The 13,025-nt window shown below is 69.2% G+C and carries 11 protein-coding genes; 4 read left to right on the forward strand and 7 right to left on the reverse strand.

The annotated features are described in order from the left end of the window. Positions 1–76: 76 nt before the first annotated feature. On the reverse strand, positions 77–1,396 hold the full coding sequence (locus ASF94_RS10485; RefSeq protein WP_056665573.1) for a tryptophan--tRNA ligase: 1,320 nt from the start codon (positions 1,394–1,396) through the stop codon (positions 77–79). A gap of 77 nt (positions 1,397–1,473) precedes the next feature. Continuing rightward, positions 1,474–2,142, reverse strand: a complete 669-nt coding sequence (locus tag ASF94_RS10490; RefSeq protein ID WP_056665576.1) for a site-2 protease family protein — start codon at positions 2,140–2,142, stop codon at positions 1,474–1,476. A 174-nt stretch (positions 2,143–2,316) separates the two neighbouring features. Between ASF94_RS10490 and ASF94_RS10495 the strand changes: the two genes are divergently transcribed. Next, the gene (locus tag ASF94_RS10495) at positions 2,317–3,519 is read left to right on the forward strand and encodes a methyl-accepting chemotaxis protein (protein ID WP_056665579.1); all 1,203 of its coding nucleotides are present in this window, start codon (positions 2,317–2,319) and stop codon (positions 3,517–3,519) included. 141 nt (positions 3,520–3,660) lie between these two features. Here ASF94_RS10495 and ASF94_RS10500 read toward each other — a convergent pair whose 3' ends face one another. Continuing rightward, positions 3,661–4,296, reverse strand: coding sequence for an L-threonylcarbamoyladenylate synthase (locus tag ASF94_RS10500; protein ID WP_056665583.1), 636 nt, complete (start codon positions 4,294–4,296; stop codon positions 3,661–3,663). Positions 4,297–4,315: 19 nt separating this feature from the next. Beyond that, on the reverse strand, positions 4,316–5,179 hold the full coding sequence (locus tag ASF94_RS10505) for a 3',5'-nucleoside bisphosphate phosphatase (protein ID WP_056665586.1): 864 nt from the start codon (positions 5,177–5,179) through the stop codon (positions 4,316–4,318). Between the two features lie 274 nt (positions 5,180–5,453). On the opposite strand from ASF94_RS10505, the gene ASF94_RS10510 reads away from it, so the two are divergent. After that, a complete protein-coding gene (locus ASF94_RS10510) occupies positions 5,454–7,337 on the forward strand; it encodes a methyl-accepting chemotaxis protein (protein WP_056665601.1) in 1,884 nt (627 codons plus the stop codon). A gap of 207 nt (positions 7,338–7,544) precedes the next feature. Here the strand turns inward: ASF94_RS10510 and recJ are convergent, their stop codons facing one another. Together recJ and ASF94_RS10520 are read right to left on the reverse strand one after the other, a co-directional pair. Then, entirely contained in the window at positions 7,545–9,260 is a 1,716-nt protein-coding gene (gene recJ / locus ASF94_RS10515) for a single-stranded-DNA-specific exonuclease RecJ (protein WP_056665587.1), read from the reverse strand. Continuing rightward, complete coding sequence (locus ASF94_RS10520) at positions 9,257–10,237, reverse strand: hypothetical protein (RefSeq protein ID WP_056665588.1); 981 nt, start codon at positions 10,235–10,237, stop codon at positions 9,257–9,259. Before ASF94_RS10520 ends, recJ begins: the two co-directional genes overlap by 4 nt. Positions 10,238–10,317: 80 nt before the next feature. Here ASF94_RS10520 and ASF94_RS10525 point away from each other — a divergent pair, with 80 nt between their 5' ends. Both ASF94_RS10525 and lolD read left to right on the forward strand, forming a co-directional pair. After that, the gene (locus ASF94_RS10525) at positions 10,318–11,571 is read left to right on the forward strand and encodes a lipoprotein-releasing ABC transporter permease subunit (RefSeq protein WP_056665603.1); all 1,254 of its coding nucleotides are present in this window, start codon (positions 10,318–10,320) and stop codon (positions 11,569–11,571) included. Next, the gene (gene lolD / locus ASF94_RS10530; protein WP_056665589.1) at positions 11,564–12,250 is read left to right on the forward strand and encodes a lipoprotein-releasing ABC transporter ATP-binding protein LolD; all 687 of its coding nucleotides are present in this window, start codon (positions 11,564–11,566) and stop codon (positions 12,248–12,250) included. Before ASF94_RS10525 ends, lolD begins: the two co-directional genes overlap by 8 nt. 145 nt (positions 12,251–12,395) lie before the next feature. Here lolD and ASF94_RS10535 read toward each other — a convergent pair whose 3' ends face one another. Then, a complete protein-coding gene (locus ASF94_RS10535; protein WP_056665594.1) occupies positions 12,396–12,662 on the reverse strand; it encodes a DUF3606 domain-containing protein in 267 nt (88 codons plus the stop codon). Positions 12,663–13,025 lie beyond the last annotated feature (363 nt).

The following is a 13,025-nucleotide window of genomic DNA, read 5'->3' on the forward strand; positions in this document are numbered from 1 at the left end:
GGTGATCGGCCTGGTCTACGGCTCGAATGTGCAGCCAAACTCAGGTGAGAATACCCAAGTGGAGTGCAGATACGGGTCAGGAGGCTGCCGCCTGATGGGCTTGCAGGGCCTCCAGCGCGGCCTGGATCTCGGCTGCACCCACTCCCGGAACGGGAGCGAGCCGCGCAGACAAGGTGCCCAGGGTGGCGGCAATGTCGGTGCTCTTCTGAAGCTCGGCAATCGCCTGTCCCGCCTCCTTCGGTGCGTCGAACCCGCTGCTTTGCAGCAGGGTCCGGCCTTCGCCAGACACGAACTTGAAGTAGAACCGGCCGTCGGATTCGCGGTACTGCTTGAAGGAGGCCAAGGCCGTGGACCGCGCCGCCTTCGGTGTGGCCGCCTTCACGGGCTGCGTGCGAAGGCTCCGCAGTCCCACCGCTGCACGCAGTTCGCGGATGAACGGCGTCGCCAGTGCCCTGGCCCGTTCGGCGCCCGACAGCAGGATGTCTTCGATCTGCGCCGGCTCGGCCATCAGGGCTTCGTAGCGGTCGCGCATCGGAGCGACCACGGTGTCGATGCGCTCGAACAACATTTGCTTGGCATCCCCCCAGGCGATTCCTTCGCGGTACCGCTGGCGTAACGCTTCCGTTTCAGCGGGCGTGGCAAATGCCTGGTAGATCTGGAACAGGGCCGAGCCTTCCGTCTCCTTGGGCTCACCGGGGGCGCGGGAATCGGTGAGGATGCCGCCGATGAGCTTGCGCAACGCCTCGCGCGGCGTGAACAGCGGGATCGTGTTGTCGTAGCTCTTGCTCATCTTGCGCCCGTCCAGGCCGGGCAGCGTGGCGACGTGCTCGTCGATGGCCGCTTCGGGCAGCACGAAGTGCTCGCCGTAGAGGTGGTTGAAGCTCGAGGCCATGTCGCGGGCCATCTCGATGTGCTGCACCTGGTCGCGCCCGACCGGCACCTTGTGGGCCTTGAACATCAAAATGTCCGCGCCCATCAGCACCGGGTACATGAACAGCCCGGCGGTGACGCCGTCATCGGCCTCCCGCCCGGCAGCCAGGTTCTTGTCCTGGGATGCCTTGTAGGCGTGGGCGCGGTTCAGCACCCCCTTGCCCGTCACGCAGGACAGCAGCCAGTTCAGCTCGGGAATCTCGGGGATGTCGGACTGGCGGTAGAACACCACCCGCTGCGGATCCAGGCCCGCCGCCAGCCAGCTGGCCGCGATCTCCAGGGTGGAGCGCTGGATGCGGGCCGGGTCTTCGCACTTGATGAGCGCGTGGTAGTCGGCCAGGAAGTAGAAGCTTTCCACACCCGGGCGGAGGCTGGCCGCCACGGAAGGGCGGATGGAACCGACGAAGTTCCCCAGGTGGGGGGTGCCGGTGGTGGTGATGCCGGTCAGGAAACGCGTGGTGCTCATGGGGTGTCAGTGCAGAAATGAAGGTGCAGGTGCGGCCCTGAAGGCCGCTGCAGTCGATGAGGCAGCAGCGCGACGGGTCAGCGCAGCAGCGCGGTCAGGGGGCTGATGAGCAGGTTGATGATGCTGTAGCCCAGCGACATCAAGGGCCTCAGCCAGACCGTGCCGACCACGCCCGCCACGACCAGCGCCAGCACGATGAAGAACCCGTAGGGCTCGATGCGGGAGACCCAGTGCGCCTGCCGCCAGGGCAGCAGTCCGACCAGGATGCGCCCGCCATCCAGTGGCGGCAGCGGAAACAGGTTGAAGGCCCACATCACCAGGTTGACCAGGATGCCGGCGCGCGCCATCTCGGTGAAAAAGCGCTCGTCCACGCCGAAGCCGATCAGCGCGACCAGCACCACCGCCCACAGGATGGCCTGGAAGAAATTGGTGGCGGGGCCCGCGAGGGCCACCCAGATCATGTCGCGCTTGGGGTTGCGCAGTTGGCCGAAGTTCACCGGCACCGGCTTGGCATAGCCGAAGAGGAAAGCGCCCGAAGTGGCGAAGTACAGCAGCAGCGGCATCAGGACGGTGCCGACCGGATCGATGTGCTTGAGCGGGTTGAGCGTGATGCGCCCCATCATCTGCGCGGTGGTGTCGCCGAAGTGGCGAGCGGCATAGCCGTGCGCCGCCTCGTGAACGGTGATCGCGAAGAGCACCGGCAATGCGTAGATGAGAACGGTTTGGATGAGGTTCGAGAAGTCCACGGCACCGATTGTCTCAGAGCGCGCACGCGGCTTTCCGCGGCAAGGCAGGGGAAGCCCTCGTACCGCACCGCAGCAAACCTGCCTACGATGTCATTTGTTTCCAAATGAAACGGCTCTGCAGGGCGTCCCGCCGGGGCGTGCAGCAGCGCTGAACGACTCGAGGATGGATCGGCTATGGCTTGGGGTGGTTTGAGAATCGGCACGCGTCTCGTGCTCGCCTTCGGCACCTTGGTGCTGCTCGTTGCCGTATTGATGGCGGTCGGCCTGGGCGACATCGCCAACGCCCAGCGGGCGCACGACGCGGCACTGCAGGCTGCGGCGGCGCTGCCCGATGCGGCGCAGCGCGCGCCGTTAGAGCGTGCGATTGCATCGGCGCAGCAGGAGCTGTCGGGCATGCGGGCGTGGCTGCTCGGGCTGGGGTGCGCCGTGTTCGTGGCGGCCGCTGCCGCATTCGTGCTGCTGCGCCAGGGCATCGTGGCGCCGCTGGAGCAGGCCATCCTGATCGCCGAGACCGTGGCGGCGGGTGATCTCAGCCAGGAATTCAGCTCGGAGCTGCAAGGCGACTTCGGCCGGCTTCTGGGCGCGCTGGGCACCATGGAAGACACGCTCACCGAACTGGTGGCCGGCATCAAGCAGTCGAGTGACGCCATCGCTTCCAGCGCAGGCGAGATCAATGCCGGTAACGGTGACCTGGCGCGCCGTACCGCCGAGCAGGTGGCCTCGCTCGCCGACACCGCCGCCAGCATGGACCAGCTGACCACCACCGTGCGGCAGAACGCCGACCGCGCCCGCTCGGCGAGCAGCCTGTCGGTGACGGCCTCTTCCACCGCCGAGCGCGGCGGCCAGGCCGTGGGCCAGGTGGTGCAGACCATGCAGGCCATCAGCGGCAGCTCGCGCAAGATCGTCGACATCATCCAGGTGATCGAAGGCATCGCCTTCCAGACGAACATCCTGGCGTTGAACGCGGCCGTGGAGGCGGCGCGGGCCGGCGAGCAGGGCCGCGGCTTCGCCGTCGTGGCCACCGAAGTGCGCAACCTGGCGCAGCGCAGCGCGGTGGCCGCTCGGGAGATCAAGGGACTGATCGACACCTCGGTGGACCAGGTGCAGAGCGGCACCCAGCTGGTGGACGCTGCCGGCCGCACCATGCAGGACATCGTGCAGTCGGTCGGGCAGGTCAGCACGCTGCTGGGTGAGATCTCCGGGGCACTGCATGCGCAAAGCGAAGGCATCGCCCACGTGAACCAGTCGGTTGCCGAGATGGATGGCGCGACGCAGGAGAACGCGGCGCTCGTGCATCAGGCCCAGCGGGCGGCCGAGGCGCTCGATGGCCGCGCGGCGGACCTGCAGCGCGCGGTAGGGGCCTTCAAGCTGGACTGAGGAAGACGAAGAGACAGGTGGGGGTGCGCATTGCGAAGTGCTCGCTGCGCCGGCATCTGCGGCTACCTCTGAGTCTGCGTCCGCATCCGCGCTCGGGCAGAGGGCAGGGCGAGGGCCGTGCCCGCCCTGCGCATGGACCGGCTACAGCCCCAGCGCCGACAGGCTGCCGCGCCCCTCGCGCACCACTTCCGCCTCGCCGCCTTCGCCCATCGGCGTCAGGTCGATCACCGTGGTCGGCTCCTGCGGACAGGCGCCCGCATCGACGATGCCGTCGAGCAGCTTTTCATAGCGCGCCCGGATCTCCTGCGGGTCGTTGAGCGGCTCGGTCTCACCTGCGGGAATCAAGGTCGTCGCCAGCAGCGGGGCGCCGTGCAGTTCCAGCAGCAACTGCAGGCCCTTGCGATCGGGCACGCGCAGGCCGATGGTCTTGCGTGACGGGTGGCTCACGCGGCGCGGCACTTCCTTGGTGGCTTCGAGGATGAAGGTGTACGGGCCCGGCGTGCCCAGCTTGAGCAGGCGGTACTGCCGGTTGTCCACCCGCGCGTAGTTGGCCAGCTCCGACAGATCGCGGCAGAGCAGGGTGAGGTGATGCTTGTCGTCCACCTGGCGAATGCGGCGCAGGCGGGTCACGGCGTCCTTGTCGTCCAGGTGGCACACCAGGGCATAGCTGGAGTCGGTGGGCACGGCCAGGATGCCGCCCTTTTGCAGCAGCGCCGCGCCTTGCTTGATCAGGCGGGGCTGCGGGTTCTCGGGGTGTACTTCGAAATACTGGGCCATGGGCTTGTCTGCTTTTCTTTCAGGCGGCCGGGCGAATGCGGTCCGCCAGCAGTTCCCACACGGGCGTCAGCTGGCCGGGCAGGCCGGGCAGCGCACCCAGGTCGGTATGGGATTCCTCGGGGCTGTGGAAGTCGCTGCCGCGCGATGCCGCCAGGCCGAATTCCTGCGCCATCGCCGCGTAGGTGACGTATTCGGCGGGCGAATGGCTGCCGGTCACCACCTCCACGCCGCGGCCGCCGTGTTCCTTGAATTCGGAAAAGAGCGCGTATTCCTCATTGGCCGTGAACTTGTAGCGGGCAGGGTGCGCGATCACCGCCATGCCGCCCGCCTGCGTCACCCAGCGCACCGCGTCGCCCAGCGCGGCCCAGCGGTGCGGCACGTAGCCGGGCTTGCCCTCGGTCAGGTATTTGCGGAACACCTCGGGGGTATCGCGGCAGATGCCGGCTTCCACGAGGAAACGCGCGAAGTGGGTGCGGGAGATCAATTCCGGGTTGCCCACGTACTTCAGTGCGCCCTCGTAGGCGCCCTGAATGCCGACCTGGGCCAGCTGGCGCGACATTTCATGCGCGCGCTCGCCCCGTCCACCACGGGTGGCGGCGAGGCCCTGGGCCAGCTGCTCGTCGTCGGGATCGAAACCCAGGCCGACGATGTGCACCGTGGTGCCGGCGAAGGTGACCGAGATTTCGGTGCCGGTGAGATAGGCCATGCCCAGAGCCCGCGCGGCCGCGGCAGCGCGGTGCTGGCCGCCGATTTCGTCATGGTCGGTCAGTGCCCACAGTTCCACGCCGTTGGCATGCGCGCGGGCGGCCAGGGCCTCGGGCGTGAGCGTGCCGTCGGAGACCACGGAGTGGCAGTGAAGGTCGGCGTTGAGAAGGATGGACACGCTTTCATTCTAGGACGCCCGCCTTTTCGTGGCAGCGATGTGGCGAATAGCCATCAAACCGACACGAAACTGTCGCCGATTTGACGTCATTCAAGCCCGATGCGGGAAACCCGCATGAGGCCGATCCCGGAACCCGCAGAGAATGTAAGAGATTGCAAACGGCAGCGCCGTCGCGCTTCAGCCGTTGTTTCCGTGGACAGCTGCGGGCCCGTCGATCCCGCTTTCCGTGCATGCCACTCGGGCCATGCCGGCCTTCCTCTCTCTGTCCAACCTCATGTCATTCCTCCAACTCTCCGTGGGCCGCAAACTGTGGCTGATTCTTCTGGCGCTGCTGGGCAGCATGCTGGTGTTGCTGTTCGCATTGCTGGGCTATACCGAGCGGGTCGACGACGCCACCACGGCGCGGGTGCAGGCCGCCGACGTTCGCATCGGGCTGGCTTCGCGCTGGAAGGCGATGACGCAGCTGGCGGTCGAGCGGGTGGTCGTGTCCGCCGTCTCGACGGACGAAGCCCTGGCCGCCCGCATGAGCGCGCTGGTGAAGACCGACATCGCGGCCATCACCGAGTTGCAGAAGTCCATCGTCGCGCAGGCCACGCTGCCGCAAGACAAGGCCCAGCTCGAGCGCATCGCCACCGAGCGCAGCGCCGTGCTCAAGATCACCGGCCAGACGCAGGAAGGCCGCGCCGACCCCGAAGCCATGCGTCGCCAGGTCGATGAGCTGCTCTTGCCGGCCGTCGCGCGCTATACCCGGACGCAGGAGGTGTTCATCAAGCAGCAGGAGGCGCAGCGCGAAGCGGCCTATGCCGAAGGCCGCCGCCAGCGCTCCCAGGCGCAGTGGCTCGGTGCCGGCCTGGCCCTGCTGGTGGCACTGCTGGGCATGGCGCTGGCGCACTGGACCGTGCGTTCCATCACCCGTCCGCTGGCGCGCGCCGTGGACATGGCCGACGCCATTGCACAGGGCGACCTTACGGTGGAGGCGAACGACGACCGCCGCGACGAGCTGGGCCACCTGCTGCGGTCGCTCTCGGACATGGCGGCGCGGCTGCGCGGCGTGGTGGCGCAGGTGCGCTCGGGGGTCGAATCGGTGTCCACCGCCTCGCACGAGATCGCCACCGGCAACCAGGACCTGTCGGCCCGCACCGAACAGACGGCCGCCAACCTGGAGGAAACCGCCGCCAGCATGGAAGAGCTGACCTCCACCGTCGGCCAGTCCGCCGACACCGCCCGCCAGGCCAACCAGCTGGCCACCACGGCTGCGCAGGTGGCCGGCCGGGGCGGCGAAGTGGTCGGCCAGGTGGTGGGCAGCATGCAGCAGATCACCGACAGCTCGCGCAAGATCAGCGACATCATCGGCGTGATCGACGGCATCGCCTTTCAGACCAACATCCTGGCGTTGAACGCTGCCGTGGAGGCGGCCCGCGCGGGCGAGCAGGGCCGGGGCTTCGCCGTGGTGGCGTCGGAAGTGCGCAGCCTGGCGCAGCGCTCGGCCGAGGCGGCCAAGGAGATCAAGCAATTGATCGACACCTCGGTGCGCAACGTGGAGTCCGGTTCGCAGCAGGTGGCCCAGGCAGGCCACACCATGGAAGAGATCGTCGGCAGCGTGCAGCGCGTGGCCGACCTGATCGGCGAGATCACGGCCTCGTCCACCGAGCAGCGCGATGGCATTTCCCAGGTCAACCAGGCCATGGCCAACCTCGACCAGATGACCCAGCAGAACGCCGCGCTGGTCGAGCAATCCAGCGCCGCCGCCACCGCCATGCGGGACCAGGCGCAGCGGCTGTCGGAAGTGGTGTCGGTGTTCAACGTGGGAGCGCTGGGGGCTGCGCCCGCACCCACCCTGGCCGCCATGGCCCGGCCCGTGGCGGCCGCTTCCGCGCGGGTGAGCCCGCCGCGGAAGATGCCGGCAGCGGCGCGCGCCGCGCTGTCGCACGCCAGCGCCAGTTCCGGCGCCAGTTCGAGTGCGGGTGCCAGTGCCACTGCGGCGAAGGCCCTGCCCGCCAGCGCCGCCGCGAAGGCGCCCGCAACCGCCAAAGCGCCCAGTCCGCCCGCCGCCCGGTCCACGCCACCCGCGCCGCGCCTGGGCACCGCGGCACCCGCTCCGGCGCCCAAGGCCGGGCGCCAGGCGCCTGGTTCGGACGACGACTGGGAAACGTTCTGACCGATGGGGCGAGGCCGGAGCGTTGAGCGCCGGCCTGGCGAAGCCCTGCAGAGGCGGAGTGAAGGGACGGCGCCGGGCCGGCACGACGCGGCCGTCCACCCAGGCGGTCAGCGCCGCGTCAGGCGTTTGCTATGATATCGATAGCTGTACGCCGTTGATCTGCGAGCGCTGGAGCCCTATTTGGGCCCTATTTGGGCCCTGTTTGGGTCACAGCTGCGCGCCCTCCACCAGAAACTGCACGCGCCGCTCGCCCTTCCACTCGTTCACATCCAGCCGAAACGCCAGCAGCACGCGGGGCGGCAACTGGTCGGTGTGGCCGAACCAGATGCCGTCGATGGGCGTGCCCTGGTGCATCAGCTTGAGCGACAGGTGGTTCTTGCCTTCGCCCACCAGCCGCTGACTGACGACTTCCACCTCTTCGCTGAAGGTGGGCGGGGCGAAGCCCTGGCCCCAGACCTCGCGGTGCAGCGTGTCCACGATGTCGGCGCGGCAGTATTCGGGCGCCAGCGGGCCGTCGGTGTCGAGCCGGCGGGTCAGCGTGGCGGCGTCCAGCCATTCCTCGGCCACCTGCGCGAAGGCGCGCTCGAAGGTCTCGAAATGCTCCCGGGCCACGGTGCAGCCCGCCGCCATCGCATGGCCGCCGAATTTCAGCAGCACGCCCGGGTGCCGCTTGGCGACCAAATCCAGCGCGTCGCGCAGGTGGAAGCCCGGGATCGAGCGGCCCGAGCCCTTGATCTCGTGGCTCTTGCCCGGCGCTGCGCTGGCCGCGAAGACGAAGGTGGGGCGGTGCAGCTTGTCCTTGATGCGGCTGGCGACGATGCCGACCACGCCTTCGTGGAAGTCGGGGTCGAACACGCTGATGGCCGCAGGGGGCGTGTCGGCATCGCCGAAGAGGTTTTCGGCCATCAGCAGCGCCTGCTCGCGCATGCCGCCTTCGATGTCCCGGCGTTCCCGGTTGATGGCGTCCAGGGTGCGGGCCAGCTCGGCGGCGCGGCCGGGGTCGTCGGTCAGCAGGCACTCGATGCCCAGCGTCATGTCGGCCAGCCGGCCGGCGGCATTGATGCGCGGGCCCAGCGCAAAGCCGAAGTCGAAGGTGGTCGCCACCTCCGCTTTGCGACCGGCGGCGGTGAAGAGCGCGGCGATGCCGGCCTGCATCTGCCCGGCGCGGATGCGCTTGAGGCCCTGGGCCACCAGCCGGCGGTTGTTGCTGTCGAGGCGCACCACGTCGGCGACGGTGCCCAGGGCGACGAGCGGCAGGAGCGGCTCCAGCCGGGGCTGGCTGGCGGCGTCGAACACGCCGCGCCGGCGCAGCTCGGTGCGCAGCGCCATCAGCACGTAGAACATCACGCCCACGCCGGCGATCGATTTGCTCTCGAACGCGCAGCCGGGCTGGTTGGGGTTGACCATGGCGTCGGCCACCGGCAGGGCGGGGCCGGGCAGGTGGTGGTCGGTGATGAGCACCGAGAGGCCCAGCGCGCGGGCCTCGGCCACGCCGTCCACGCTGGCGATGCCGTTGTCCACGGTGACCAGCAGGTCGGCGCCGCGCTCATGCACGCGCCGGGCGATGGTGGGCGTGAGGCCGTAGCCGTCGGCCACGCGGTCGGGCACCAGGTAATCGACCTGGCGCCCGCCCAGCAGCCGCAGGCCGCGCACGGCCACGGCGCAGGCGGTGGCGCCGTCGCAGTCGTAGTCGGCCACCACGACGATGCGGCGATCGGCGGCAATGGCATCGGCCAGCAGCACGGCGGCCTCGCGGGCGCCCAGCAGGGTTTCGGGCGGCAGCAGGCGCTTCAGGGCGTCGTCCAGCTCGTCATGCAGGCGGATGCCGCGCGCGGCATAGAGGCGCGCCAGCAGCGGGTGCACGCCGGCCTGTTCCAGCGCCCAGGCGGCGCGGGGTGGAATGTCTCTTGCTACTATTTTCATAGCTGATCGCGCACGTCGGCAAAGCGCTGCGGGCTGAAAAGGCTGCTGATCTTCTTCCAGAAGCCGCGCGGCGCGGTGTGCCAGGCCATGGCGCTGCGCTCGCCGCAGAGCGTCAGGCGCGCGATGCCGCCCGCCGCCACGTGGTCGGCCAGGCGGGCGACGGGGCCGGCGTCGATGGCGGCCCAGGCGGCGGCCCAGGCGCTCCAGTCCTCGCGCAGGGCGGCGTCGCGCAGCGCCAGGGGCATCTCCGGCGGCGGCACCGGGGCCGGCCGGCTGTCGAGCCGGCCCGCGCCGTGCACCCAGAACGCGTTCACCGGCGGCAGGCCGCGGGCGGCGCGCTCGTCGTTGAACGGGTGGGTATAGAGGAGCATCTGCATCTCGCTGTGCAGGCGGTGCAGCACACGCGCCCGGGCGGCGTCGGGCATCCAGGGGCGCACGTCGCGCTGCACCACGCGGTCCAGCGAGGCCGTGGCCAGGCCGTCGAACACCGCGCCCTGCGCCAGCCAGCGCGTGGGCTGGTCATAGGTCAGGGTGATGCCGTCCTCGGCAAACCACGGAGCGAGGATGTCCAGCAACTGGCGCGATGCGGCCTCGTCCAGCGCCAGTGCGGCCGGGTCCACCAGGGTGACGCGGTCCGCCGTCACATGCCATTGGCAGGGGCTGATGAAGGCCGCCGCCGCGTCGGCGGATGCAAGCTGAACCGGCGCGGAGGCATCCGGGGCCCTGCGCTGGTGCTGGTACCAGGCGGCCCAGGGCGTGTGGCCGGCGGCGCCGTCCTGCAGGCCCAGGTGCCGGGCCAGGGCGCGTTCGTGCGGCGGGGCGAAATCGGTGTCCTCGCCCGCGTCCAGCGCGGGCGACCGGGCCAGGCGGCCCAGCAGGCGGTCGAGGTGAGGCAGGGTGAGGCCCTGGAGAGCGTGGCGGCACCCGTCGGCGGTGCTGGCGGCAAAGGGAATCAGCAAATGGTTGGCGTCCGACATCACGCTATTCTCGGGGATGCCACAATCGGCGCCGCCTGGTGGCCGCCAATTCCCGCGCGGCGCCGGGCCTCTTCACATTCATGCAAATCCCCTACGAACTGGCCCTGGGCTGGCGCTACACCCGGGCTGGCCGCGCCACGCGGCGCAACGGTTTCATCTCGTTCATCTCCGGCGTCTCCATGCTGGGCATTGCCCTCGGCGTGGCTGCGCTCATCATCGTGCTGAGCGTGATGAACGGCTTTCAGAAAGAAGTGCGCGACCGCATGCTGAGCGTTGTCTCGCACATCGAGATCTTCGCGCCGCAGGGCGCCGCGCTGCCCGACATGGCCCGCACGCTGGCCGAGGCCCGCGCCAACCCCAACGTGGTCGGCGCGGCCCCTTTCGTGGCGGCACAGGCGCTGCTGGCGCGCGGCGAAGACATGAAGGGCGCGCTGGTGCGCGGCATCGACCCGTCCCGCGAAGGCGAGGTCACCGACCTGGCGGCGGCCAACGTGGAAGCGCTCAAGGCGCTGGTGCCGGGCGAATTCCGCGTGGTGCTGGGCTCGGAGCTCGCCCGCTCGCTGGGCGTGCGGGTGGGTGACGCGGTGACGCTGATCGCGCCGGGCGGCCAGGTCACGCCGGCGGGCGTGGTGCCCCGCCTCAAGCAGATGACGGTGGCCGGCACCTTCAATTCGGGCCACTACGAATACGACTCGGCCCTGGTGCTGCTGAACCACGAAGACGCCGAGCGGATCTTCCGGCTGGAAGGCCCCACGGGCGTGCGCCTCAAGCTCAAGGACCTGCACGCCGCACCGGAGGTGGCGCAGCAGCTGGCGCACTCGCTGTCGGGCGACCTGCTGATCCGCGACTGGACGCAGCAGAACCGCACCTGGTTTGCCGCCGTGCAGCTGGAAAAACGCATGATGTTCATCATCCTCACGCTGATCGTGGCCGTGGCGGCGTTCAACCTGGTCTCCACCCTGGTGATGACGGTGACCGACAAGCGCGCCGACATCGCCATCCTGCGCACCCTCGGCGCCAGCCCGAAGAGCATCATGGGCGTCTTCGTGGTGCAGGGCGCCATGGTGGGCGTGATCGGCACGCTCGCCGGGCTGCTGCTGGGCCTGGGCATCGCCTACAACATCGACGTCATCGTGCCGGCCATCGAGCGCGCGCTGCACGCCAACTTCCTGCCCAAGGACATCTACCTCATCAGCAAGATGCCCAGCGAGCCGCAGTCCAGCGACATCGTCCCGATCGGCGTCATCTCGCTCATCCTGGCGTTCGTCGCCACCCTGTACCCCAGCTGGCGCGCCAGCCGCGTCAACCCTGCCGAAGCCTTGCGTTATGAATGATCCCCACGCCCCCATCGTTCTGCAGGCGCGGGGCCTGACCAAGCGCTTCACCGAAGGCCGGCTGGACGTGACCGTGCTCAAGGGCGTCGATCTGGACGTGCGGGCCGGCGAGACGCTGGCCATCGTCGGCGCGTCCGGCTCGGGCAAAAGCACCTTGCTGCACCTGCTCGGCGGGCTGGATGCGCCCACCGCCGGCACCGTGCACCTGAAGGGCGAAGCGCTGAACATGCTGTCGGCCCAGCGCCAGGGGCAGCTGCGCAACCAGCACCTCGGCTTCATCTACCAGTTCCACCACCTGCTGCCGGAATTCAGCGCGCAGGACAACGTGGCCATGCCGCTGCGCATCCGCCGCCTGCCGTACGCCGAATGCCTGGACCGGGCCCTGCAGACGCTGGCCGCCGTGGGCCTGGGCGAGCGTGCCTTGCACCGCCCGGCCGAGCTCTCCGGCGGCGAACGCCAGCGCGTGGCCATCGCCCGCGCCCTGGTGACCCGCCCCGCCTGCGTGCTGGCCGACGAGCCCACCGGCAACCTGGACCGCAGCACCGCCGACGGCGTTTTCCAGCTGATGCTGCGCCTGGCACGCGAGCAGGGGACGGCTTTCGTGATGGTCACGCACGACGAGCAACTGGCGGCCCGCTGCGACCGCGTGGTGCGGATGACGTCCGGAGTCTTGAGCTGAAATTCGCCTCTAGCGCCCGGATTGATTGGGTCTTATGCTATATAAATAATAGCAAATGGAGCCCGGCGCGGGTGCCTGCGCGGCGCCGGGCGTCAGCGCGGGCCCGTGCTGGTACCGATGCCGATGGGTATGGCCGTGGCTATGGCTATGCTGATGCCGACGAGAGGTGGCCCGGCTTGGGCGCCAGCCTGCGGGCGATGGCCAGCAGCCCGTCGGCGCAGGGGACGCGACGCACGACCGGGCCACGCAGGTGCAGCCGCACTTGTTCCGCCGACGGACCGACCAACCTGACGCTGTCGCGCAACTGGCTTTCCGTGCATTCGAAAGTTTGGGTCCAGTAGGCGATCTCGTGCGGTTCGCTGATGTCGATCTGCCGCCAGTCCACGTCGGGGTTTATGTCGTGCTGTGCCATGTCGGTCCTTGGAAGACCCACGATGGTCTGTGGGGGCACGACCCGTATTTGTAGGACGGGTGTCCGACAACGAATCGTTGCGCACCGTTCTTTTTCGTCGTGTTTGGCTTCTGCGTGGCTGGGTCTGCTCGCGTTGCGGGGGCGGTGCTGGCGGTTGCTGGGCCTTTGCTTTCCGGGGCCGGGATTTCGCCCCGGCGGGCGAGTAACTTTCTTTCGACTCGCCGAAAGAAAGTCACCAAAGAAAGGGCGACCCTGCTGTGCGTGTCCCCTCCGCTGCGCTGCGGGGCAACCTGCGATGCTCGGTCGGCGGGTGCTGCCGCAGAACTCACTGCGCGCACTGCGTGCGCTCCGTTCAGACAACTG

Origin of the sequence: Acidovorax sp. Leaf160 (assembly GCF_001424265.1) — a bacterium.
Classification (GTDB): Bacteria; Pseudomonadota; Gammaproteobacteria; order Burkholderiales; family Burkholderiaceae_C; genus Paracidovorax.

Excerpts from the sequence above, each read along its gene's own strand:
- ASF94_RS10535 (WP_056665594.1), bottom strand. The coding sequence starts at position 12,662 with ATGGCACAGCACGACATAAACCCCGACGTGGACTGGCGGCAGATCGAC.
- ASF94_RS10500 (WP_056665583.1), bottom strand. The coding sequence starts at position 4,296 with ATGGCCCAGTATTTCGAAGTACACCCCGAGAACCCGCAGCCCCGCCTG.
- ASF94_RS10520 (WP_056665588.1), bottom strand. The coding sequence starts at position 10,237 with ATGTCGGACGCCAACCATTTGCTGATTCCCTTTGCCGCCAGCACCGCC.
- recJ (WP_056665587.1), bottom strand. The coding sequence starts at position 9,260 with ATGAAAATAGTAGCAAGAGACATTCCACCCCGCGCCGCCTGGGCGCTG.
- lolD (WP_056665589.1), top strand. The coding sequence starts at position 11,564 with ATGAATGATCCCCACGCCCCCATCGTTCTGCAGGCGCGGGGCCTGACC.
- ASF94_RS10510 (WP_056665601.1), top strand. The coding sequence starts at position 5,454 with ATGTCATTCCTCCAACTCTCCGTGGGCCGCAAACTGTGGCTGATTCTT.
- ASF94_RS10485 (WP_056665573.1), bottom strand. The coding sequence starts at position 1,396 with ATGAGCACCACGCGTTTCCTGACCGGCATCACCACCACCGGCACCCCC.
- ASF94_RS10525 (WP_056665603.1), top strand. The coding sequence starts at position 10,318 with ATGCAAATCCCCTACGAACTGGCCCTGGGCTGGCGCTACACCCGGGCT.
- ASF94_RS10495 (WP_056665579.1), top strand. The coding sequence starts at position 2,317 with ATGGCTTGGGGTGGTTTGAGAATCGGCACGCGTCTCGTGCTCGCCTTC.